We start from the raw sequence: 22,791 nt of genomic DNA, 5'->3' as shown, positions 1-22,791 counted from the left end.
ACTTTGCACCCTTGTTTTGCTCGTCTTTCAGGATTGCTGATGCCCTCGCTGCCTCTTCGCTTGTCTGCACTGATTCTGGCCCTGGGCCTGAGTGCCTGCGATGACGCCCCGCGTTTTACCAAGGCCGAACCCGGTGAAGCCCGCTCCGGTGGCGCGGCGACCGTCAGAAAAACCGACCAGAACGCCTTCTCCCTGCCTTCAGCCAACCTCTCGCCGACCCGTCGGCTGGACTTCAGCGTCGGCAACAGTTTCTTCCGCAGCCCTTGGGTGATCGCCCCGTCGACCACCACCGCCCGCGACGGCCTCGGCCCGCTGTTCAACACCAACGGCTGCCAGAACTGCCATATCAAGGACGGTCGCGGTCATCCACCGACTGCCGATTCCGATAACGCCGTGTCGATGCTGGTGCGCCTGTCGATCCCCAACGCCCCGGCCTACACCAAAGTCATCGAGCAAATGGGGGTGGTGCCAGAGCCGGTCTACGGCGGGCAACTTCAGGACATGGCCATACCCGGCGTCGCCCCCGAAGGCAAGGTTCGTGTCGACTACAATCCGGTCCCCGTGCGCTTTACCGACGGCACCGAAGTCGAACTGCGCAAACCCAAGCTGCTGATTACTCAACTGGGCTACGGCCCGATGCATCCCGACACGCTTTTTTCCGCACGAATCGCCCCGCCGATGATTGGCCTCGGGCTGCTCGAAGCCATCTCCGACGCGGATATTCTGGCCAACGCCGACGCGCAGGCGAAAGACAAGAACGGCATCGCCGGACGTCCGAACCGGGTCTGGGATGACGCGCAACAAAAGACCGTTTTGGGGCGTTTTGGCTGGAAAGCCGGGCAACCGAATCTCAATCAGCAAAACGTTCACGCGTTTTCCGGTGATATGGGCCTCACAACCCGCCTGCGACCGTTTGATGACTGTACCCAGGCCCAGACTGCCTGCCTGCAGGCACCCAACGGCAATGGCCCGGATGGCGAGCCGGAAGTCAGCGACAACATCTTGCGCCTAGTGCTGTTCTACAGCCGTAACCTGGCCGTCCCTGCCCGCCGTGACGTCAACGGGGCGCAGGTGCTGGCCGGTAAAAACCTGTTCTATCAGGCCGGTTGCCAGTCGTGCCACACACCGACATTCACCACCGCCGCGAATGCCGCAGAACCGGAACTGGCCAATCAAGTGATTCGCCCCTACAGCGATCTGTTGCTGCATGACATGGGCGAAGGCCTGGCCGATAACCGTAGCGAATTCCAGGCCTCAGGCCGCGACTGGCGCACACCGCCGTTGTGGGGCATTGGCCTGACGCAGACGGTCAGTGGCCACACTCAGTTTTTGCACGACGGCCGCGCCCGCAATCTGCTCGAAGCCGTGCTCTGGCACGGCGGCGAAGCAAGCGCGGCGCAGCGTCAGGTTTTAGCTTTCAATGCCGAGCAGCGCGCCGCGTTGTTGGCTTTTCTGAATTCTCTTTAACGCATTTCCCATAAGCTTTCGCCCATATAAAAAGGGAGCCCGACATGTTCCGTCCCAAGTTGTTGTTCACCAGCCTTGCCGCACTCGCCCTGGGTGCCTGCTCGCCTCAGGACCCTCAAGCCGTCACGTCGGCAGCCATCGCCAAACAAGTGATCCTGCCGACCTACAGTCGCTGGGTTGAAGCCGACCGCCAATTGGCCGTCAGTGCGCTGGCCTACTGCGAAGGCAAGGTGGACCTGGAGACTGCTCGCGCCGATTTCCTCCATGCACAAAAAGCCTGGGCACAATTACAACCGTTGCTGGTTGGCCCACTGGCCGAAGGCAATCGCTCCTGGCAAGTGCAGTTCTGGCCGGACAAGAAAAACCTGGTCGGCCGTCAGGTCGAGCAACTGGTCACCGCACAACCGCAGATCGATGCTGCCGCGCTGGCCAAATCCAGCGTCATCGTGCAGGGCCTCTCGGCCTATGAGTACATTCTGTTCGACGACAAGACCAACGTTGCCGACGCCGCGCAAAAAGCCCGTTACTGCCCACTGCTGACCGCCATCGGTGAACGTCAGAAACAGCTGGCCGAAGAGATTCTGGCAAGCTGGAACAGCACCGACGGCATGCTGGCCCAGATGACCAAATTCCCGAACCAGCGTTACGCCGATTCCCACGAAGCTATCGCCGATTTGCTGCGCGCTCAAGTGACGGCACTGGATACCCTGAAGAAAAAACTCGGCACGCCAATGGGTCGTCAGACCAAGGGCATTCCACAGCCGTTCCAGGCGGACGCATGGCGCAGTCAGACGTCGCTGCAAAGCATGGAAGCGAGCCTGGCTGCCGCCCGAACCGTCTGGGTCGGCGTCGACAACAAGGGCCTGCGTGGCCTGCTGCCGACCGAGCAAAAGCCGCTGACGGACAAGATCGATGCCGCCTACGCCGCGTCCTTGAAACTGTTCAACAGCAGCCAGCGCTCGCTGACCGAAATGCTCACTGACGATGCCGGTCGCCAGCAACTCAACGACCTCTACGACAGCCTCAACGTCGTCCATCGCCTGCACGAAGGTGATCTGGCCAAGGCGCTGGGCATCCAACTGGGCTTCAACGCCAACGACGGTGACTGATGAGGGTTAGCTCCATGCTGCGACGCCAGGCTCTGACTTTAGGCAGTTTGTTGCTGGGCGCCGTGACGCTGGGCGGCTGGAAGCTGTTCAAGCAAAAGGACCACGGTCCTTTGCTGCTGTCGGCGCGCGACGACAGCGACGGCAAACATTACGCCGTCGGCTATCGGCTGGACGGCACTCGAGTGTTCGCCACCGAAGTCGGCCAGCGCTGCCACGACATCATCAACCACCCTTCGCGGCCGATAGCCCTGTTCGTCGCCCGCCGGCCGGGCACCGAAAGCTATCTGGTCGATCTGCGCGACGGCACGCTGCTACAAACCGTGGTGTCGCAACCGAACCGCCACTTCTACGGTCACGCGGTCATTCACAACAGCGGTGACTGGCTGTACGCCACCGAGAACGACACCACCGACCCAGGTCGCGGCCTGCTCGGGGTGTACCGTTTCGAAGGTGAACGGTGGGTTCACAGCGGCGAGATTTCCACCCACGGTATCGGCCCGCATCAGGTGTCGTGGATGCCCGACGGTGAAACCCTAGTGGTGGCCAACGGCGGCATTCGCACCGAAGCCGAAAGCCGGGTCGAGATGAACCTCAACGCCATGGAGCCAAGCCTGGTGTTGATGCAGCGCGACGGCACCCTGCTGAGCAAGGAAACCCTGGCCCAGCAGATGAACAGCGTGCGTCACATGGGGATCGCCAGCGACGGCACCCTTGTCACCGGCCAGCAATTCATGGGTGCCGCCCATGAATCATCCGAGCTGTTGGCGATCAAGCGTCCCGGCCAGCCCTTTGTCGCGTTCCCGGTCGCCGAGCACCAATTGCAGGCCATGGGGCACTACACCGCGAGTGTCGCGGTGCACAGTGACCTGCGACTGGTGGCGCTTACCGCACCGCGCGGCAACCGGTTTTTCATCTGGGACCTGGACAGCGGCGAAGTGCGCCTCGATGCACCGCTGCCCGACTGCGCCGGTGTCGGTGCGGTGGCCGATGGTTTTGTCGTGACCTCGGGACAAGGGCGTTGCCGTTTCTATGATTGTCGCCAGACACCGTTGCTGGCAAAACCCCTCGAACTTCCCGCAGGGCTCTGGGATAACCACCTCCATCTGGTTTAATCACCCTTCACGCCCCCCATCGTAGGAGCTGCCGCAGGCTGCGATCTTTCGGCCATCGCGCAGCTCCCGTCTGTCACACAAAGAGCACCATCAAAAGATCGCAGCCTTCGGCAGCTCCTACGGGTCAGGTGGGACCCGGGGGGGAAATGCTATCTGGAATCACCGACACACACGGAGTAATGTTCGGCCTGTCTCACCTGATTTTTTCCAAGGAAGTGGAATATGCTGCGTCGCCGCATGCTGATCATGTTGGGTGTTGTCCTGTTGATCATTTTGATGCTGGGAGGCTACAAAGCCTTCTCCATCTACAAGATGATCCAGACCTACGCTGTGCCAAGACCACCGGTGAGTGTTGCCGTGGCCACGGCCTCCGAACGACCCTGGCAATCACGCTTGCCCACGGTCGGCACCCTCAAGGCGCTGCAAGGGGTCAACCTGAGTCTGGAGATCGCCGGTACGGTCAAGGACGTGCAGTTCGAGTCCGGGCAGAAGGTCAAGGCCGGCCAACCGATCGTGCAGCTCGACAGCGCCGTCGAAAGTGCCCTGCTGGAAACCGCCCAGGCCGACCTTGGCCTGGCGCAACTGGATTACGGCCGTGGCAGCCAACTGGTCGGTAGTCGGGCCATCTCCAAGGGCGAGTTCGACCGGCTCACCGCGGTGCTTGCAAAGAGCAAGGCTACGGTCAATCAGCTCAAGGCCGCGCTGGCGAAAAAACACATCGTCGCGCCCTTCAACGGCACTATCGGCATTCGTCAGGTTGACGTCGGCGACTTCCTGCCCAGCGGTACGGTCATTGCCACCCTGCAGGACCTGAGCAGCCTTTACGTCGACTTCTATGTGCCGGAACAATCGGTACCGAAAATCGCCATCGGCCAGCCGGTACAGGTCACTGTCTCGGCCTACCCGACGCAGAACTTCCCGGGCAGCATCAGCGCAATCAACCCCAAGGTCGAAAACAGCACGCGCAACGTGCTGGTGCGCGCCACCCTGGCCAACCCGGACGGTAAATTGCTGCCGGGCATGTTCGCCAACCTGCTGGTCATGTTGCCAGACCCACAGCCCAAAATCGTGGTACCGGAAGGCGCGATCACCTACACCCTCTATGGCAACTCGCTCTACGTGGTCGCACAGAAGAAGGACGCGGACGGCAACGTCGAGAAAGACGGAAAGGGCCAACCCATCCTGATCGCCGAGCGGCGCTTCATCGAAACCGGCGAGCGTCGTGACGGGTTGGTATTGATCAACAAAGGGCTGCGGAACGGCGAGCAAGTGGTCAGTGCCGGTCAGATCAAACTCGACAACGGCACGCACATTGTCATCAGCCCCGACAAGAACCTCCCAACCGAACAGACCAGCCAACCGCGCGCGAACTGATCAAGGAATCCCCATGGCCTTTACCGATCCGTTCATCCGCCGCCCGGTGCTCGCCACCGTGGTCAGCCTGCTGATTGTGCTGCTGGGTTTCCAGGCCTGGAGCAAACTGCCGCTGCGCCAGTATCCGCAAATGGAGAACGCGCTGATCACGGTGACCACCGCTTACCCCGGTGCCAACGCCGAAACCATTCAGGGTTACATCACCCAACCCTTGCAGCAAAGCCTGGCCAGTGCCGAAGGCATCGACTACATGACCTCGGTCAGCCGCCAGAACTTCTCGGTCATTTCGGTCTACGCCCGTATCGGCTCCAACAGCGACCGGTTGTTCACCGAGTTGCTGGCCAAGGCCAACGAGGTCAAGAACCAGTTGCCCAAAGACGCTGAAGACCCGGTACTGAGCAAAGAGGCTGCTGGCGCCTCAGCGCTGATGTACATGAGCTTTTTCAGCAAGGAACTGAACAACCCGCAGATCACCGACTACTTGTCGCGGGTGATCCAGCCCAAGCTCGCCACCCTGCCCGGCATGGCTGAAGCCGCCATTCTCGGCAACCAGGTGTTTGCCATGCGTCTATGGCTCGATCCGGTGAAACTCGCCGGTTTCGGCTTGAGCGCCAGTGACGTCACCAACGCCGTTCGCCAGTACAACTTTCTGTCCGCCGCCGGTGAAGTCAAAGGCGAGTACGTCGTCACCAGTATCAATGCCAATACCGAGCTGAAGACCGCCGAAGCCTTTGCCGCGATTCCGCTGAAAGTCGACGGCGACAGCCGGGTGCTGCTCAGCGATGTGGCGCGCGTGGAAATGGGCGCCGAGAACTACAACACCATCAGCTCCTTCGGCGGCACACCGTCGGTGTACATCGGGATCAAGGCCACACCGGCCGCCAACCCGCTGGACGTGATCAAGGAAGTGCGCAAGATCATGCCAGAACTGGAATCCCAGTTGCCCCCCACCCTCAAGGCCGAAATTGCCTACGACGCCACGTTGTTCATTCAGGCCTCGATCAACGAAGTGGTGAAAACCCTCTTCGAAGCCGTGCTGATCGTGATTGTTGTGGTGTTCCTGTTTCTGGGCGCTCTACGTTCGGTGGTGATCCCGGTGGTGACCATTCCACTGTCGATGATCGGCGTGATGTTCTTCATGCAACTCATGGGCTACTCGATCAACCTGCTGACCTTGCTGGCAATGGTGCTGGCCATCGGCCTGGTGGTGGACGACGCCATCGTCGTGGTGGAAAACATTCACCGACATATAGAAGAAGGTAAAACGCCGCTGAACGCAGCCCTCGAAGGCGCCCAGGAAATCGCCATGCCGGTGGTCTCGATGACCATCACCCTGGCGGCGGTCTATGCGCCCATCGGCTTTCTGACGGGTCTGACTGGCGCCCTGTTCAAGGAGTTCGCGCTGACCCTGGCCGGGGCCGTGGTGATCTCCGGGATCGTTGCCCTGACGCTGTCGCCGATGATGTGTGCCCTGCTCTTGCGCCACGATGAAAACCCGTCAGGCCTGGCCCATCGCCTCGATCTGATTTTCGAAGGACTCAAGCGTCGCTATCAGAGCGTCCTGCACGGCACACTCAACACTCGGCCCGTGGTGCTGGTGTTCGCCGTGATCGTGCTGTGCCTGATCCCGGTACTGCTCAAATTCACCAAATCGGAACTGGCACCGGATGAAGATCAGGGCATCATTTTCATGATGGCCAACGCCCCGCAGCCAGCCAACCTGGACTACCTGAATACCTACACCGATGAATTCCTGGCAATATTCAAGGAGTTTCCCGAGTACTACTCGTCCTTCCAGATCAACGGATTCAACGGCGTGCAGTCAGGTATTGGCGGTTTCCTGCTCAAACCCTGGAATGAGCGCAAACGAACCCAGATGCAGATTCTGCCAGAGGTGCAAAAAAAGCTGTCGAGCATCAGCGGCCTGCAAATATTCGGCTTCAACCTGCCCTCTCTGCCGGGCACGGGTGAAGGCTTGCCTTTCCAGTTTGTGATCAACACGGCCAATGACTACGAGTCGCTGCTGGAGGTGGTCAATCGGGTGAAGAAGCGTGCCCTGGAATCCGGCAAGTTCGCCTTCGTCGACATCGACCTGGCCTTCGACAAGCCCGAAGTGGTGGTGGATATCGACCGCGCCAAAGCGGCTCAGATGGGGGTCTCGATGGAGGATCTGGGCGTAACCCTGTCGACGTTGCTGGCAGAAGCCGAGATCAACCGCTTCACCATCGAGGGGCGCAGTTACAAAGTCATCGCCCAGGTCGAACGGCCCTACCGGGACAACCCCGATTGGCTGAGCAACTACTACGTCAAAAACACTAAAGGTGAGCTGTTGCCCCTGTCGACCTTGATCACCCTCAGCGAGCGGGCACGACCGCGGCAGTTGAACCAGTTCCAGCAACTCAACTCGGCGATTCTCTCGGGGGTTGCGGTGGTCAGCATGGGTGAGGCGATTGACACTGTCCGTCAGATCGCCCAGGAAGAAGCACCACCGGGTTATGCCTTCGATTACGGCGGCACCTCGCGACAGTACGTTCAGGAAGGTAGCGCCTTGTGGGTGACCTTTGCCTTGGCACTGGCGATCATTTTCCTGGTGCTGGCGGCGCAGTTCGAAAGTTTCCGCGATCCACTGGTGATTCTGGTGACCGTGCCGCTGTCGATTTGCGGCGCGCTGATCCCGTTGTTTCTGGGCTGGTCGAGCATGAACATCTACACCCAGGTCGGGCTGGTGACCTTGATCGGACTGATCAGCAAACACGGGATCCTGATCGTTCAGTTTGCCAACCAGTTGCGCCAGGACAAGGGCCTGACACCACGCGAAGCCGTGGAGGAAGCAGCCGCCATTCGCCTGCGCCCGGTATTGATGACCACGGCCGCCATGGTTTTTGGCATGGTGCCATTGATCATCGCCACAGGCGCAGGTGCCGTCAGCCGCTACGATATCGGGATGGTGATCGCCACCGGTATGTCGATCGGGACACTGTTCACCCTGTTCGTGCTGCCCTGCATCTACACATTGCTGGCCAAACCCGATAAACCCTAGTCCGTCATCACTCGCCACAAAAAACACAAGGCCTCGCATTTGCAAGGCCTTTGATGTGGGCTAGAGGATTTTCAACTCTGGTGTTTCATTCCCTGAGTCATGCCGATCATGAACAAAAACAACTCATCATTATCGGAGTGGCTCACCACGGATGACTTGACAACCCGTGGCAATGGGCAATGCACGCCGCCATTCATTGCACTGAGAACTTGCGTACGTGGCTGCTCCAGACCAACCACCGCCAATGAAACAACTGCCAAGGCTCCTGCCATAAATAGACCTCTAGCAAATTCTAGTTTCATCGCTAAAAACCTTTGAGGGAGCTGCCAAACGCCTTCTTATAAAAATAGACGAGCCTTTCCCAATCTGCCGGGGCCCACGACGAGTGGCGGCACAGCGGCCGAGGCATCAGGCGTCTGGCTTACCCAGTTCGACATAAAAGCGGCAGCCGTTGGGCTCCATGGTGCTGAGACTGACGCTCCAGCCCTGGTTTTCACAAATCCGCTGCACCAGCGACAGGCCCAGCCCAAGGCCTTCCCCACGCTTCTCGCTACCGCGCACAAACGGCTCGAACATCGCTTCGCGCTTTTCTTCGGGAATACCGACACCGCTGTCTTCGACCAGAAAACCGCAAGGCAAAATGGTCAGGCGGATAAACCCGCTGTCGGTGTAGTGCAAGGCATTACGCAACAGGTTACCCATGACCGCATGCAAGAATGTCGCGTTGTAGCGCGTATCCATCGGGTTGCCGGGTTCATAAAACAGCGTGAGCCCCTTGTTCTCGATCGGCTCGCGCCACAGGCCGAGCAAGTCCTCGGCCACCTGCCCCAGGGTCAGTTGCGGCGACATGCTGGCATCTTCGCGCTGGGCCCGGGCGAGCATCAGAAAGGTCTGGACCAGTTCGCGCATCTCTTCACAGGCACGTGCGATCCGCTCGACCTGGTTGCGACTGCGCTGATCGAGGTCCGGGTTCTCCAGCAACAATTCGCAGGAGCTGGCCAATACCATCAACGGGGTACGCAGTTCGTGACTGACGTCGCTGGTGAACAGCCGTTCGCGGCTCAGTGCCTGGCGCAATCGGCCCAGCGTGGCGTCGAAGGCAACGGCCAGTTCACCTACTTCATCGGCAGCATAGTCCGGCGCCAGGGGCGGTGCCAGACCGAGCAGTTGATCGCGGTGGCGCACCTGACGCGCCAGCCGGACCACCGGTGCCATGACCTTGCGCGCCAGGACCCAGCCGAGGAACACCGCTAATGCCAGACTTAATACAAACCCCACCAGCACCACGGCAAACAGCACACGCTCGCGCTCTTCGAAATCGCTCTGATCTTGCAGCAGGACGTAACGCCGGCCATCAACGATCTCGACGATCGCGTGGTACGACAGATGCTCGCGAAACACTTCATGAAAGCCCGCATCCAGGTGCCGCAGCTCCCTGGGCAAGTCAAAGTCGCCAGGGCCGCCACTGAAGTAGAACAACTGATCGGGCTCGGGACGGTGACTCCAGTCGGCCATACTGTCCATCAACAGCAAACGCTGTAGATCGCCACCCAAGCCTGCCGAAATCAGCTTTGCTTCGACCAGATGTACAGTCGCCACGATGCCCATGGCAAATGCACCCGCCACCAACGCACTCATCAAGGCAAAGGCAATAATGATTCGCTGAGCAAGGCTCTGCTTAAACTCCATCACGCCCCTCGGCCAGACGATAGCCGACGCCGTGCACGGTTTGCAGCAATGGTTTGGCGAACGGCTTGTCGATCACCTGACGCAACTGATGGACGTGACTGCGCAGGCTGTCGCTGTCCGGACAATCATCCCCCCAGAGGGCTTCTTCGAGTATTTCGCGACGCAAGACGTGCGGGCTTTTCTGCATCAACACCGCCAGCAGCTTGAGGCCTACCGGGTTGAGTTTCAGCAGGCGACCTTCGCGGGTCACTTCCAGCGTGTCGAGGTCGTAGCTCAGATCGCCAACCTGCAAGGCACGGCGACCGCCACCCTGAGTACGACGCATGACCGCCTCGATACGCGCCGCCAGTTCAGACAGGGCAAACGGTTTGACCAGGTAATCATCGGCACCGGACTTGAAGCCCTGCAGCCGGTCATCCAGTTGGTCACGGGCAGTCAGCATGATCACCGGGGTATCGCGCCGGGCATCTTCACGCAGGCGTTTGCACAGGGTGTAGCCATCGATGCCGGGCAGCATGATGTCGAGCACGATCAGGTCGTAATGCTCGGTGGCCGCCAGGTGCAGACCTGACAAACCGTCCTGCGCGCAATCCACGGTATAGCCTTTAAGCCCCAGATAATCAGCCAGATTGGCGAGGATGTCGCGGTTGTCTTCAACCAATAGAATTCGCATGGGCACTTGCTCCGTACACAGTAACGGCCGTCTTGGCCCGCGCAGCTTAAGGCCAAGAGTGGTTCAGGGATAGGGCTGTCTGATTATCCACCCTGTCAGAATGCCCGCCGGGTTTTCGTCTGACCGAAGATCAAAAGATCGCAGGCTGCGCCAGCTCCTACATTAGATCGGAGTACATCCTGTAGGAGCTGGCGCAGCCTGCGATCTTTTGATGTTCACGGACAATAAAAAACCCCGCGGGCTTAACGCCAGCGGGGTTTTTTTGTACAGGGTAAGGCTGGCTTACATCATGCCGCCCATGCCGCCCATACCGCCCATGTCTGGCATGCCGCCGCCAGCTGGACCGTCTTCCTTGATCTCGGCGATCATGGCTTCGGTGGTGATCATCAGGCTGGCAATCGACGAAGCCGCTTGCAGAGCCGAACGAGTCACTTTGGCCGGATCCAGGATACCCATTTCGATCATGTCGCCGTATTCGCCGGTAGCAGCGTTGTAACCGTAGTTACCCGAACCCTGCTTGACCTTGTCGACTACTACGCTTGGCTCGTCACCGGAGTTGGCAACGATCTGGCGCAGTGGCGCTTCAACAGCGCGACGCAGCAACTGGATGCCCACGTTCTGGTCATCGTTGTCGCCTTTCAGCTCAGAGATAGCTTGCAGAGCGCGAACCAGTGCCACGCCACCGCCAGGTACCACGCCTTCTTCAACGGCTGCACGGGTAGCGTGCAGGGCGTCTTCAACGCGGGCTTTCTTCTCTTTCATTTCAACTTCGGAACCAGCACCAACCTTGATCACTGCAACGCCGCCGGACAGCTTGGCAAGACGCTCTTGCAGTTTCTCACGGTCGTAATCCGACGAAGTGTCAGCCACTTGCTGACGGATTTGCAGAACGCGAGCCTGGATATCAGCTTCAACGCCGGCGCCGTCGATCACGGTGGTGTTTTCTTTGGACAGGATCACGCGCTTGGCATTACCCAGGTGTTCCAGGGTAGTGCTTTCCAGGCTCAGACCGATCTCTTCGGAGATAACGGTACCGCCAGTCAGGACAGCGATGTCCTGCAGCATGGCCTTGCGACGGTCGCCGAAGCCTGGAGCCTTGACGGCTGCGACTTTAACGATGCCACGCATGTTGTTCACAACCAGAGTCGCCAGGGCTTCGCCTTCAACGTCTTCGGCCACGATCAGCAGAGGACGGCCGGCTTTGGCGACGGCTTCCAGTACTGGCAGCATTTCGCGGATGTTCGAGATCTTTTTGTCGACCAGCAAGATCAGCGGACCGTCCAGTTCGGCGGTCATGGTCTCTGGCTTGTTGACGAAGTACGGGGACAGGTAGCCACGGTCGAACTGCATGCCTTCTACAACCGACAGTTCGTTTTCCAGGCCCGAGCCTTCTTCAACGGTGATCACGCCTTCTTTACCGACTTTTTCCATGGCTTCGGCAATGATGTCGCCGATGGAGGTGTCGGAGTTGGCCGAGATGGTGCCGACCTGAGCGATGGCCTTGGTGTCAGCGCATGGCTTGGACAGGGCTTTCAGCTCTTTGACGATAGCGATGGTCGCTTTGTCGATGCCGCGCTTCAGGTCCATCGGGTTCATGCCGGCAGCGACGGCTTTCAGGCCTTCGTTGACGATCGATTGAGCCAGAACGGTCGCGGTGGTGGTGCCGTCGCCTGCATCATCGTTGGCACGGGAGGCAACGTCTTTGACCAGCTGCGCGCCCATGTTTTCGAAACGATCTTTGAGTTCGATTTCTTTGGCTACGGAAACGCCGTCCTTGGTGATGGTCGGAGCGCCGAAGCTCTTCTCGATGATCACGTTACGGCCTTTAGGACCCAGGGTCGCTTTTACTGCGTCAGCCAGGACGTTGACACCGGCGAGCATTTTCTTACGGGCGGAATCGCCGAATTTAACTTCTTTAGCAGCCATGATCGATATTCCTTAAATACTTTGTAGTAGCGGGAAATTGAGCGGAAATCAGCCTTCGATAACAGCGAGAATCTCGTTCTCAGCCATTACCAGCAGGTCTTCACCGTCGACTTTCACAGTGTTGCTGCCGGAGTACGGGCCAAACACAACCTTGTCACCCACTTTCACGGCCAGCGCACGCACTTCACCGTTGTCCAGCACGCGGCCGGTACCGACAGCAAGGACTTCACCGCTGTTGGCTTTTTCGGCAGCCGAACCTGGCAGAACGATACCGCCAGCGGTTTTCTTTTCTTCTTCGCTGCGACGGATGACGACGCGGTCATGCAGAGGACGAAGCTTCATTGTCGATCTCTCCTAATTGTGGTTTTCAGCGGCCGGTGTAATCCCGGCGGGTTAAATTCCGGCGTTGCCGGTTGCGGCTCGTCAAGCGAACCGCGGAAGTCTGTCTGGTGATCTTCACCAGAAACCTTGCGGTGACCGTTACATAAGGGCGCATAAGCTTATTACAAGGGCTGGGCAGTGAAATTTTTTACGGCACTGACCACAGAAACGAACACGGCACCCGAAGGCGCCGTGTTGATAAAGGGGTTACTTGGAATCGCGGTGTTCAAACTCGCCTTCGATCACGTTCGGCTCACGCCCCAGTGGCTGACGCGGAGCCGGGCCGCCACGGGGCTGCAGATCATCGGCAAAGGCCCGCTGACGAATCGCCTGTTCTTCGGCGCGCTTGCGCATCGTGTTGGCCAGCAACCGACGGGTAAGCGGCAACGTCATGATCAGGCCGATCACGCTGCTGATGAAACCTGGCAGGATCAACAGACCGCCACCCAGGGCCAGCATCAGGCCTTCAAGCATGGTCTGCGCTGGCAACTCGCCGCGGTTCAGACTTTCACGAGCGCGCAATGCGGTAGCCAGACCGGCGATACGCAGCACGAACACGCCGAACATCGAGCCGAGAATGATCAGCAGCAGCGCCGGGAAAAACCCGATGGCCGCGCTGACCTTGACGAATACGAACAGCTCCAACACCGGAAACAGCAGAAAGAGCAACAAAAAAGGGCGCATCAAATGGTTCCTCAACGCAAGAATGCCTTGCAAGTAGAACTTAGATGACGTCGCCATTTCGTGATTTCAAGCGTCGGCTATCGCATTTTTCGGCCAATGCTCGGCGTGGGCCAGTAAAACCAAGGCTTCGCGCACTTGTGTCGGCGTATTACACACCTCCGGGAACGGCAACCAGTACAGCCCCTGACCAATGCGCAGGTGCATGCCTTCGGTGTCGATACCCACCAACTGAGCGGGCGAAGTTTTCGGCAAGCCGGCAAGGTCAACGTAATGGGCGATGGCCTTGGCGTGATCGGCGTTCATGTGCTCGACCATGCTCGCTTCAGCCTTGCCGGCAAACGGGTTGGCCAGGATCAACTGGTCGACCCAGTGAATCGCACCGAAACCGCCGATGTAGCGATGCCGTACCGGTTTGAGTACCCAGAAGTCGAAATCATGCGCCTTGTGGTAGTTCTGCGAGTCCGGGAAATAGCGGTAGTAACGCTCGGCGGCAGCGTCGATGGCGATCTGGTCTTCAATTTTTTCCGCTTCGGCCAGGTAGGTCAGGCGACCAACGGCCTGCACGTCTTCAGCCTCGCGCTCGCCCACCAACAGTGAGCACTTGGGATCTTTTTGCAGATTATGGGTGTGCTGGGCGATCCGGCTGATCAGGATCAGCGGCCGGCCCTGCTCGTCCAGGCAATAAGGAACCACTGAGCCGAACGGGAAACCGGGCATCGCCTTGGAGTGCGTCGAGAGCACTCCGCGGTATTCCTTGAGCAGCAATTCTCGGGCATGCTTGGCAGCTTCAACGCTCAATTTATGACTCCTTATATAGAATCCGTCAAAAAAACGGACAGGCACCTGGGGCAAAGTTCCAGCAATGCCATCGGGGCAGTTCTCATGTGCAGCCAGGCCACGTCAGGTGCAGATCGAGAGGCTCTCTAAAAGGAAACCACTCTGACCTGCTATTGGGGCATGCGAATGCAACTCACTGACAAAGTAATCATTATCACCGGCGGTTGCCAGGGTTTAGGCCGTTCGATGGCCGAGTATTTCGCCGCCAAGGGCGCGAAACTGGCGCTGGTCGACCTCAACCAGGAAAAACTCGACCAGACCGTTGCTGCCTGCAAAGCCGCCGGCGTCGAGGCTCGCGCGTACCTGTGCAACGTCGCCAATGAAGAACAGGTGACTCACATGGTCGCCCAGGTTGCCGAAGACTTCGGCGCGATCCATGGCCTGATCAACAACGCCGGGATCCTGCGCGATGGCCTGCTGATCAAGGTCAAGGACGGCGAAATGACCAGGATGAGCCTGGCCCAATGGCAGGCTGTGATCGACGTCAACCTGACCGGCGTGTTCCTGTGCACCCGTGAAGTGGCGGCGAAGATGGTCGAGCTGAAAAACAGCGGCGCGATTATCAACATCTCCTCGATTTCGCGCGCCGGCAACGTCGGCCAGACCAACTACTCCGCCGCCAAGGCCGGTGTTGCTGCGGCCACCGTGACCTGGGCCAAGGAGCTGGCGCGCTACGGCATTCGTGTCGCCGGTATCGCTCCGGGCTTCATCGAAACCGAAATGACCCTGGGCATGAAGCCTGAAGCGCTGGAGAAAATGACGTCCGGGATTCCACTCAAGCGCATGGGCAAGCCGGAAGAAATCGCCCATTCGGCGGCGTATATTTTCGAGAACGACTACTACACCGGCCGGATCCTGGAAATGGATGGCGGTTTGCGGATTTAAAGCAAGATCAAACGATCGCAGCCTGCGGCAGCTCCCACGGAACCGGTGTAAGAGCTGCCACAGGCTGCGATCTTTTTGGGGCTAGCGCAAATCAATCGTCGCTGACGGTGATATTCGGCATCGCTGGCGTGACCGCTTCCTGCAAGACAATCCGCGCACCGACGTGACGGGCCAGTTCCTGGTAGACCATGGCGATCTGGCTTTCGGGTTCTGCGATCACCGTAGGCTTGCCGCCGTCAGCCTGCTCGCGGATCAACATCGACAGCGGCAGCGATGCCAGCAGTTCGACGCCATATTGGTTGGCCAGCTTCTCGCCGCCGCCTTCACCGAACAGGTGCTCGGCATGACCGCAGTTGGAACAGATGTGCACGGCCATGTTTTCCACCACGCCGAGCACTGGAATGTTGACCTTGCGAAACATCTCCACGCCTTTGCGGGCGTCCAGCAGCGCCAGATCCTGCGGCGTGGTGACGATCACCGCACCCGCCACCGGGACTTTTTGCGCCAGGGTCAACTGAATGTCACCGGTGCCCGGCGGCATATCGATCACCAGATAATCCAGATCGCTCCAGGCGGTCTGCGTCACCAGTTGCAGCAACGCCCCGGAAACCATCGGGCCACGCCAGACCATCGGCGTGTTGTCGTCGGTCAGAAACGCCATGGACATGACTTCAACGCCATGAGACTCAATCGGCACGAACCACTTCTGGTCCTTGATCTTTGGTCGGGTGCCTTCCGGGATGCCAAACATGATGCCCTGGCTCGGGCCATAGATATCGGCGTCCAGGATCCCGACCTTGGCGCCTTCGCGGGCCAGGGCCAGCGCGAGGTTGGCGGCGGTGGTGGATTTGCCCACACCGCCCTTGCCGGACGCCACCGCGACCACATTCTTGACGTTGGCCAAGCCTGGAATCTGCGCCTGAGCCTTGTGCGCGGCAATCACAGTGGTGATATCGACTTTGGCCGAAGTCACGCCATCCAGGCCCTCGATAGCCATTTGCAGCATCTGCGCCCAGCCACTCTTGAACAGGCCGGCGGCGTAGCCCAGTTCCAGCTGAACGCTGACGCGGTCACCCTGGATGTCGATGCTGCGCAGACAACCGGCGCTGATCGGATCCTGGTTCAGGTAAGGATCGATGTACTGACGAAGGACGGCTTCCACCGCTGCGCGATTGACGGCGCTCATGGGCAACTCCGATAACAAGACTGGAAAATCAGACGGGTATCGTACCTGTTCTGATGGATTGGCGGGATGCCCAAAAGATCGCAGCCTGCGGCAGCTCCTACAAGATTTACGTATTCCTTTGCTTCTGTAGGAGCTGCCGCAGGCTGCGATCTTTTGACTGCATCCCCGGTTGCTCATCCAATGAAACAGGCTCACGGGGTGAAAAATCTGCGCCGGCGCTTTATAGTGGCCGACCTCCGTTTCATCAAGTAGCCGAGCCCCATGTCCGAGCCACGCAAGATCCTCGTCACCAGCGCCCTGCCCTATGCCAATGGTTCAATCCACCTTGGCCATATGCTTGAGTACATCCAGACCGATATGTGGGTGCGCTTCCAGAAGCATCGCGGCAATCAATGCACTTACGTCTGCGCGGACGACGCCCACGGTTCGGCCATCATGCTGCGCGCAGAAAAAGAAGGCATCACCCCGGAACAACTGATCGCCAATGTCCAGGCTGAACACAGCGCCGACTTTGCCGAGTTCCTGGTGGACTTCGACAATTTCCACTCCACTCACGCCGAAGAAAACCGTGAGCTGTCGAGCCAGATCTACCTGAAGCTGCGTGACGCCGGGCACATTGCCACGCGCTCGATCACCCAGTATTTCGACCCGGAAAAGAAAATGTTCCTGGCCGACCGCTTCATCAAGGGCACCTGCCCGAAGTGCGGCACTGAAGACCAGTACGGCGACAACTGCGAAAAATGCGGTGCCACCTACGCGCCCACCGACCTGAAAGATCCGAAGTCGGCGATCTCTGGCGCCACACCGGTGCTCAAGGATTCCCAGCACTTCTTCTTCAAGCTGCCGGACTTCCAGCAAATGCTGCAGGAATGGACCCGCAGCGGCACCCTGCAGGACGCGGTTGCGAACAAGATCGCCGAATGGCTGGATGTCGGCCTGCAACAGTGGGACATCTCCCGCGATGCGCCGTACTTCGGTTTCGAAATCCCGGACGAGCCAGGCAAGTACTTCTACGTCTGGCTGGACGCGCCGATCGGCTACATGGCGAGCTTCAAGAACCTCTGCGCACGTCGTCCGGAACTGGACTTCGACGCGTACTGGGCCAAGGATTCTAGCGCCGAGCTGTACCACTTCATCGGCAAGGACATCGTCAACTTCCACGCACTGTTCTGGCCGGCAATGCTTGAAGGCGCGGGCTACCGCAAGCCGACCGGCATCAACGTACACGGCTACCTGACCGTCAACGGCCAGAAAATGTCCAAGTCCCGCGGCACCTTTATCAAGGCCCGGACGTACCTGGACCACCTGTCGCCGGAATACCTGCGCTACTACTACGCAGCCAAACTTGGCCGTGGTGTCGACGATCTGGACCTGAACCTCGAAGACTTCGTGCAGAAGGTCAACTCCGACCTGGTCGGCAAAGTCGTCAACATCGCCAGCCGCTGCGCAGGCTTCATCCACAAAGGCAACGCCGGCGTGCTGGTGGCCGGGAATGCCGCGCCAGAACTGACCGAAGCGTTCCTGGCCGCTGCGCCGAGCATCTGCGACGCCTACGAGGCACGCGACTTCGCCCGGGCCATGCGCGAAATCATGGGCCTGGCCGACCGCGCCAACGCCTGGATCGCCGACAAGGCGCCATGGTCGCTGAACAAACAGGAAGGCAAGCAAGACGAAGTCCAGGCGATCTGCGCCCTCGGCGTCAACCTGTTCCGCCAACTGGTGATCTTCCTCAAGCCTGTGCTGCCGTTGCTGGCCGCCGACGCCGAGGCGTTCCTCAACGTCGCACCGTTGACCTGGAACGATCACGCGACCCTGCTCAGCAATCATCAGCTGAACGAGTTCAAACCGTTGATGACCCGCATCGACCCGGTCAAGGTGCAAGCCATGACCGACGCTTCAAAAGAAGACCTGGCCGCCAGCCAGACCGACACCGGCGATGCTGTGCCCCAAGGCAATGGCGAGCTGGTCAAGGATCCGCTCTCGGCCGAGATCGAGTTCGATACCTTTGCTGCCGTCGACCTGCGGGTTGCCCTGATCCTCAAGGCCGAAGCGGTGGAAGGCGCGGACAAGCTACTGCGCCTGACCCTGGACATCGGTGACGAGCAACGCAACGTGTTCTCCGGCATCAAGAGCGCCTATCCGGACCCGGCCAAGCTTGAAGGTCGTCTGACGATGATGATCGCCAACCTCAAGCCACGCAAAATGCGCTTCGGGATCTCCGAAGGCATGGTCATGGCGGCCGGCCCTGGCGGCGAAGAAATCTACCTGTTGAGTCCGGACAGCGGCGCCAAGCCGGGCCAGCGCATCAAGTAAGTTGCCTGGCTGAACCCATCCCACCGTCGCGTTGACTCGCGGCGGTGGGATTTTCATATCTGCCTTGCCGGATAATGCCTAATCTTTAAGCACAGGCCCGTTCGCTCAACCCGGCACGCCCATGACCGACATTCTGCTTACGCTCATCAGCACCGCCCTGATCAATAACTTCATATTGCACTGGCCGCTGGGTGTCGATCCGTTGGTACAGTCAACGCGCACGCCTACCATCGAGCGTCGTCAGGTTCATGCCCTGGGCATTGCGACCACCTGCCTGATGCTGCTCAGCGGCCTGCTGGGTTACGCGGCCTATCACTGGCTGCTGATACCGCTGGGTCTGGCGTCCTTGCACCTGTTTGTGTTTTTGCCCTTGAGCGTGCTGCTGATTACACCCGTGCTGAATCTGCTGGAGCGTGCCCTGCCACAGTTACCGTTCAGTGGACTGTGGCCATTGCTGCTGGGCAACGCCGGTGTGCTGGGGCTGAGCCTGTTCGGCATGCAGGGCGACAAAGGTTTTGGCGATCACACAGCGCTGAGTCTCGGCGCCGGGCTGGGTTTCTGGCTGGTGCTGAGTCTGTTCAGCGACCTGCGTCAGCGCACTCTCAATAACGATGTGCCCCTGCCCTTTCGTGGCTTGCCGATCGACCTGATCAGCGCCGGATTGATTGCGGTGGCATTTCTTGGCTTCAGCGGACTGATCAAAACATGAGTCTGATTCAACGTATCGACGCCCTTCTGCCGCAGACCCAATGCGGCAAGTGCGGCCACCCCGGATGCAAGCCCTACGCTGAAGGCATTGCCAGCGGCGAGGCGATCAACAAGTGCCCGCCGGGCGGTAACGAGACCATTTCGGGGCTGGCCGAGCTGCTGAAAGTCCCGGTTCTGGAACTCGACGTCAGCCGTGGTTCGGCACCGGCACAAATTGCGTTTATCCGCGAAGCCGAATGCATCGGCTGCACCAAGTGCATTCAGGCCTGCCCGATAGACGCGATTGTCGGCGCGGCAAAACTGATGCACACGGTGATCATCGACGAATGCACCGGCTGTGATCTGTGCATAGCGCCCTGCCCGGTGGACTGCATCGAAATGCATCCATTGCCCTCGGCAAACGTGCTACCGGTAGTCGGTGGTCTGGCCTTCACGCTCGAAGAACAGCAAGCACGCACCGCCAAGCGTAATCACGCCCGACAGCGCTTTGAACAGCGCAATGCGCGTCTGCGTCGTGAGGAAGAGCAAAAACACGCCGAACGACTGGCCCGTGCGCAAAAAGCCGCACAACACAGCGAAACCAGCAATAATCCACTACAGGGGGCTATTGCCCGGGTCCAGGCACAAAAAACCGCTGCCGCCGATGCCGCGCTGAAAAAAGCCAAGATCGATGTGGCGATGAGCCGCGCGCAACTGAACAAATCACTGAAGGCATTCGGGCATCCACCGACCTTCGAACAACAGTCCCAACTGATCATTTTGCAGCAGCAATTCGAAGCCGCCGAGCAGACCCTGGCACAACTCGAAAGCATTGCGCCGATGGTTCCCGTACAACCGACAGCACCCGCCAACGACGCCGAACTCAAACGCGCCAAAATCCAACTGGCAATGCGCCGCGCCGAACTAAAAAAAGCCCAGACCAGCGAAGCCCCCACCGAGCAACTGGAAGCACTCAGCGCAGCCCTGGCTCAAGCGGAACAGGCGCTGCACGATGCCGAAGGCGCCAGCGAAAAACCAGCACCCGATCTGGTACGCGTCGAAAAACGCCCCATCGACTCTCAACTGCGGCAACTGAAAACCGAAATGGCTTATGCCCGCGCCGACGTCAGCAAACTCGAGCGACACCTTGATACGCCCGCGGAACTCTTGGCCAAGGCCCGCGAAAGGCTTAGCGAAGCCGAGCGCAAGGTGAATGCCTATGTCGCCCCTTGAGCCGGTCGACGATCGCCTGCAACAGGCGATGAAGCGGGTGTTACTGGCCACCGTGCCGGGGATGCTGGTGTTGTTCTGGTTATTTGGTTGGGGGGTTCTGATCAACCTGCTGCTGGCCTGCGGCAGCGCGTTGGCGGTTGAAGCGGTAGTGCTGCGCTTGCGCAAGTACCCGCTCAAGCCATCGTTGAGCGATGGCAGTGCGTTGGTCAGTGCCACCTTGCTGGCACTGGCATTGCCGCCTTACTGCCCGTGGTGGCTGACGGTCAACGCTGCAGCTTTTGCGATGTTTTTCGGCAAGCACCTTTATGGTGGCGTTGGCAAAAACCCGTTCAATCCGGCCATGCTCGGTTTTGCGCTGGTGCTGGTGTGTTTCCCACGACAGATGACCCACTGGCCAACGTCTCCCGGGATGAACCTGCTCACCGGCCTGCAACAGATTTTCGGTTTCAATTTCAGCGGTGCCGAGCAGCCGGACGCCTGGGTGACGGCCACGGCCCTGGACAGTCTGCGAATCAATAAAAGCCTGACCATGGACGAACTCTTCGCCGGCAGCCCGGCGTTTGGCCACTTTGGCGGCAAGGGTATTGAATGGGTGAACCTGGCCTTTCTCGCGGGCGGCGCATTTCTGTTACAGCAGCGGGTGTTCAGCTGGCATGCACCGGCCGGTATGCTCGGTAGTCTGTTCGTCATCAGTCTGCTGTGCTGGAATGGCTCGGGTTCGGACTCCCACGGCTCCCCGCTCTTTCACTTGCTGACGGGCGCGAGCATGCTCGGGGCATTTTTTATCGTGACCGAACCGGTGTCCGGAGCGAAGAGCCCTAAAGCCCGCCTGATGTTCGGCGCGGGCGTCGGCCTGCTGACCTACCTGATACGAACCTGGGGCGGTTATCCCGACGGGGTGGCCTTTGCGGTGCTGCTGATGAATCTCTGCGTACCGGCCCTGGAACGCCTCGCTGCTGCACAACCAGAGCCTCGTACGCCATGAACCGCAATCTCAGTGTGCTGATTCTGGTAGTCGTGGCCGGTTTGGGCGTAGGTGCGACATTTTTCCTGCAACACGCCTCTGCGCCACACGTCTCGGCCGAACAGCGCTTGATCGAGAGCCGCAAACTGTTCGACATGCTGCCAGCCGGCAGCTACGACAATCAGCCATTGGACCAGCCACTCGAACTCAAGGATATCGCGCTGAGCAACAGCACATTGCTGGGCGGTTACCTGGCGACAGCTGGGGGAAAACCCAGCGCAGTGATATTACGCAGCCAGGTGACGGGTTACGAAAACGCGATCGAGCTGCTGATCGTGATCGACATCAACGGCAAGCTGCTGGGGGTCAAAACCCTCAAGCAATCGGAAACACCGGGGCTGGGAGGGAAAATCGCCGACCAGCCCAATCCCTGGCTTCAGGGCTTTTTCGGCAAGTCGCGCAACGACCCTGGTGACAGTGGCTGGGCACTGAAAAAAGATCAGGGGCAATTCGACCAGTTGGTCGGCGCAACCGTCACTTCCAGGGCGGTGATCAGCGCGATCCATGATGCGTTACGCTATTTCGACGAACATCAGCCACAACTGATCGGGAGCGGACAATGAATAACTCCTCGATGCTGCAGAACTCTCTGATACTGACCCCGTTGATCGGCGCCAGCGACTCCTTGGTAAAAGCCTTGAGCCTGTCGCTGCTGTCGCTGCTGGTCATCGGTGTTTACGGCTTGAAGATGAGCATATTGCGGCCGCGGCTCGTCCCGTCCATGCAGTTGATCACCAGTATTGCGCTCGCCGCCACATTGACCAGCCTCGCAACATTGGCATTGCAGGCCTGGGCCTTTGAACTGCATCAGCAGTTGGGAATTTATGCAGGCCTGATTGCTCTGCAATGCGTTGCGCTGGAGCACAGCGGCTTTTTCACCCAGGCAAGAATGATGGAGCGGGTTCGCCAGTCCGGCCTGTTTATTGGGCTAATGGTTGCTCTGGGTGTGTTGCGTGAAGGGATTGGCAATGGGTCATTCGCCAGCCATCTGTCCTGGTTGACCGGGTTTGCCGACGCTAACGGGCAAGGCTGGCTGTTTGCCGCTGACGGCGGCATACGACTGACCATCCTCGCCCCCGGTGGGTTTATCCTGCTGGGACTGCTCATAGCCGCCAAACAAGCCTGGCCTGGTGCCTCAACCTCACATTGACCGCCTCAAGGAACTGCTCTA

General features: G+C 59.4%; 20 protein-coding genes and 1 pseudogene. 12 read left to right on the top strand and 9 right to left on the bottom strand.

Annotated features, from left to right (window positions below):
* Positions 1 to 39: 39 nt before the first annotated feature.
* The 5 genes from BLL42_RS19875 (at position 40) to BLL42_RS19855 (ending at position 8,102) form a co-directional block, all read left to right on the top strand.
* A complete protein-coding gene (locus tag BLL42_RS19875; RefSeq protein ID WP_071553602.1) occupies positions 40 to 1,467 on the top strand; it encodes a di-heme oxidoreductase family protein in 1,428 nt (475 codons plus the stop codon).
* 44 nt (positions 1,468 to 1,511) lie between these two features.
* The gene (locus BLL42_RS19870; protein WP_071553601.1) at positions 1,512 to 2,576 is read left to right on the top strand and encodes an imelysin family protein; all 1,065 of its coding nucleotides are present in this window, start codon (positions 1,512 to 1,514) and stop codon (positions 2,574 to 2,576) included.
* A gap of 14 nt (positions 2,577 to 2,590) precedes the next feature.
* Complete coding sequence (locus tag BLL42_RS19865; protein ID WP_071553600.1) at positions 2,591 to 3,688, top strand: DUF1513 domain-containing protein; 1,098 nt, start codon at positions 2,591 to 2,593, stop codon at positions 3,686 to 3,688.
* Between the two features lie 222 nt (positions 3,689 to 3,910).
* Entirely contained in the window at positions 3,911 to 5,062 is a 1,152-nt protein-coding gene (locus BLL42_RS19860; protein ID WP_071553599.1) for an efflux RND transporter periplasmic adaptor subunit, read from the top strand.
* Positions 5,063 to 5,075: 13 nt separating this feature from the next.
* Positions 5,076 to 8,102: a multidrug efflux RND transporter permease subunit gene (locus tag BLL42_RS19855; RefSeq protein WP_071553598.1), complete on the top strand. Its 3,027-nt coding sequence runs from the start codon at positions 5,076 to 5,078 to the stop codon at positions 8,100 to 8,102.
* A 71-nt stretch (positions 8,103 to 8,173) separates the two neighbouring features.
* Here the strand turns inward: BLL42_RS19855 and BLL42_RS19850 are convergent, their stop codons facing one another.
* The 8 genes and pseudogenes from BLL42_RS19850 to BLL42_RS19820 all read right to left on the bottom strand — a co-directional run bounded on the left by BLL42_RS19850 (position 8,174) and on the right by BLL42_RS19820 (position 14,253).
* Positions 8,174 to 8,404, bottom strand: coding sequence for a hypothetical protein (locus BLL42_RS19850; RefSeq protein ID WP_071553597.1), 231 nt, complete (start codon positions 8,402 to 8,404; stop codon positions 8,174 to 8,176).
* Positions 8,405 to 8,406: 2 nt separating this feature from the next.
* Positions 8,407 to 8,505 (bottom strand): annotated as a pseudogene (locus BLL42_RS30525) (lipopolysaccharide kinase InaA family protein); the annotation flags it as partial.
* A gap of 5 nt (positions 8,506 to 8,510) precedes the next feature.
* Entirely contained in the window at positions 8,511 to 9,791 is a 1,281-nt protein-coding gene (locus BLL42_RS19845; protein WP_071553596.1) for a sensor histidine kinase, read from the bottom strand.
* Complete coding sequence (gene colR, locus BLL42_RS19840) at positions 9,781 to 10,464, bottom strand: two-component system response regulator ColR (RefSeq protein WP_054593790.1); 684 nt, start codon at positions 10,462 to 10,464, stop codon at positions 9,781 to 9,783. The genes BLL42_RS19845 and colR overlap by 11 nt, the downstream gene beginning before the upstream one ends.
* Positions 10,465 to 10,746: 282 nt before the next feature.
* Positions 10,747 to 12,390: a chaperonin GroEL gene (gene groL / locus BLL42_RS19835; protein WP_071553595.1), complete on the bottom strand. Its 1,644-nt coding sequence runs from the start codon at positions 12,388 to 12,390 to the stop codon at positions 10,747 to 10,749.
* A 48-nt stretch (positions 12,391 to 12,438) separates the two neighbouring features.
* The gene (locus tag BLL42_RS19830) at positions 12,439 to 12,732 is read right to left on the bottom strand and encodes a co-chaperone GroES (protein WP_008032125.1); all 294 of its coding nucleotides are present in this window, start codon (positions 12,730 to 12,732) and stop codon (positions 12,439 to 12,441) included.
* Between the two features lie 246 nt (positions 12,733 to 12,978).
* Positions 12,979 to 13,455, bottom strand: coding sequence for an FxsA family protein (locus BLL42_RS19825; RefSeq protein ID WP_071553594.1), 477 nt, complete (start codon positions 13,453 to 13,455; stop codon positions 12,979 to 12,981).
* A gap of 66 nt (positions 13,456 to 13,521) precedes the next feature.
* Entirely contained in the window at positions 13,522 to 14,253 is a 732-nt protein-coding gene (locus BLL42_RS19820) for a HugZ family pyridoxamine 5'-phosphate oxidase (protein WP_071553593.1), read from the bottom strand.
* A gap of 165 nt (positions 14,254 to 14,418) precedes the next feature.
* Here BLL42_RS19820 and BLL42_RS19815 point away from each other — a divergent pair, with 165 nt between their 5' ends.
* Complete coding sequence (locus tag BLL42_RS19815) at positions 14,419 to 15,177, top strand: SDR family oxidoreductase (protein ID WP_071553592.1); 759 nt, start codon at positions 14,419 to 14,421, stop codon at positions 15,175 to 15,177.
* A 91-nt stretch (positions 15,178 to 15,268) separates the two neighbouring features.
* Here the strand turns inward: BLL42_RS19815 and apbC are convergent, their stop codons facing one another.
* Complete coding sequence (apbC, locus tag BLL42_RS19810) at positions 15,269 to 16,363, bottom strand: iron-sulfur cluster carrier protein ApbC (RefSeq protein WP_071553591.1); 1,095 nt, start codon at positions 16,361 to 16,363, stop codon at positions 15,269 to 15,271.
* 261 nt (positions 16,364 to 16,624) lie between these two features.
* Here apbC and metG point away from each other — a divergent pair, with 261 nt between their 5' ends.
* The 6 genes from metG to BLL42_RS19780 all read left to right on the top strand — a co-directional run bounded on the left by metG (position 16,625) and on the right by BLL42_RS19780 (position 22,770).
* Positions 16,625 to 18,676, top strand: coding sequence for a methionine--tRNA ligase (gene metG, locus BLL42_RS19805; protein ID WP_071553590.1), 2,052 nt, complete (start codon positions 16,625 to 16,627; stop codon positions 18,674 to 18,676).
* Positions 18,677 to 18,797: 121 nt separating this feature from the next.
* Positions 18,798 to 19,385, top strand: a complete 588-nt coding sequence (locus tag BLL42_RS19800) for an Rnf-Nqr domain containing protein (RefSeq protein WP_071553589.1) — start codon at positions 18,798 to 18,800, stop codon at positions 19,383 to 19,385.
* Positions 19,382 to 20,596 (top strand): electron transport complex subunit RsxB, encoded by a 1,215-nt coding sequence (gene rsxB, locus BLL42_RS19795; RefSeq protein WP_071553588.1) that lies wholly within the window; start codon positions 19,382 to 19,384, stop codon positions 20,594 to 20,596. The genes BLL42_RS19800 and rsxB overlap by 4 nt, the downstream gene beginning before the upstream one ends.
* Positions 20,583 to 21,581: an RnfABCDGE type electron transport complex subunit D gene (locus tag BLL42_RS19790; RefSeq protein ID WP_071553587.1), complete on the top strand. Its 999-nt coding sequence runs from the start codon at positions 20,583 to 20,585 to the stop codon at positions 21,579 to 21,581. Before rsxB ends, BLL42_RS19790 begins: the two co-directional genes overlap by 14 nt.
* Positions 21,578 to 22,183 (top strand): RnfABCDGE type electron transport complex subunit G, encoded by a 606-nt coding sequence (locus tag BLL42_RS19785; protein ID WP_071553586.1) that lies wholly within the window; start codon positions 21,578 to 21,580, stop codon positions 22,181 to 22,183. The genes BLL42_RS19790 and BLL42_RS19785 overlap by 4 nt, the downstream gene beginning before the upstream one ends.
* Complete coding sequence (locus BLL42_RS19780) at positions 22,180 to 22,770, top strand: Rnf-Nqr domain containing protein (RefSeq protein WP_071553585.1); 591 nt, start codon at positions 22,180 to 22,182, stop codon at positions 22,768 to 22,770. The genes BLL42_RS19785 and BLL42_RS19780 overlap by 4 nt, the downstream gene beginning before the upstream one ends.
* Positions 22,771 to 22,791: the final 21 nt, after the last annotated feature.

The organism is Pseudomonas frederiksbergensis (assembly GCF_001874645.1).
GTDB classification, from domain to species: Bacteria; Pseudomonadota; Gammaproteobacteria; order Pseudomonadales; family Pseudomonadaceae; genus Aquipseudomonas; species Aquipseudomonas frederiksbergensis_B.
Note: the sequence above shows the minus strand (reverse complement) of the source record. Positions and strands in the feature narration are given on the sequence as shown.